Annotated in this window: 1 protein-coding gene and 1 pseudogene; one reads left to right on the top strand and one right to left on the bottom strand. The window is 72.7% G+C overall.

Annotated features, from left to right (window positions below; translation table 11 throughout):
• Positions 1–7: 7 nt before the first annotated feature.
• Positions 8–199, top strand: a pseudogene (locus J0695_RS46330) (AMP-binding protein); the annotation flags it as partial.
• On the opposite strand, the gene J0695_RS41135 reads toward J0695_RS46330, so the two are convergent.
• Positions 114–506, bottom strand: a complete 393-nt coding sequence (locus J0695_RS41135) for an AMP-binding protein (protein WP_307798910.1) — start codon at positions 504–506, stop codon at positions 114–116. The pseudogene J0695_RS46330 and the gene J0695_RS41135 overlap by 86 nt on opposite strands.
• Positions 507–513: the final 7 nt, after the last annotated feature.

The following is a 513-nucleotide window of genomic DNA, read 5'->3' as shown; positions in this document are numbered from 1 at the left end:
CGAGAGCCTGCTCGCCGTTACCCGGGCGAGCGGGGTGGGCGTGCCGCTGGATCCCGGGAGCTCAGGGGCGGAGTTGGCCCGTCTGCTGGAGGACTGTGGTGCGCGCGTGCTCATCACCGATGAAGCCCGGCTGACGCATCGGCGGGGACTGCTGTCCCGCCCCGGGCTGATCGTGGTGGTGGCCGAGGGCGGTGAGGAGGACGGGGACACTCCGCTGTCCGGGGACTCCGGAGCATTGGCGGATGGGGCCGGGGCAGCGGAGTGTCCCCGTCCTCCTCACCGCCCTCGGCCACCACCACGATCAGCCCGGGGCGGGACAGCAGTCCCCGCCGATGCGTCAGCCGGGCTTCATCGGTGATGAGCACGCGCGCACCACAGTCCTCCAGCAGACGGGCCAACTCCGCCCCTGAGCTCCCGGGATCCAGCGGCACGCCCACCCCGCTCGCCCGGGTAACGGCGAGCAGGCTCTCGACCGCCTCGACACGGTTGCCGAGCAGGATGGCCACCCGTTCG

This window comes from Streptomyces beijiangensis (assembly GCF_017315755.1).
In the GTDB taxonomy this organism is placed as follows: domain Bacteria; phylum Actinomycetota; class Actinomycetes; order Streptomycetales; family Streptomycetaceae; genus Streptomyces; species Streptomyces beijiangensis.
Note: the sequence above shows the minus strand (reverse complement) of the source record. Positions and strands in the feature narration are given on the sequence as shown.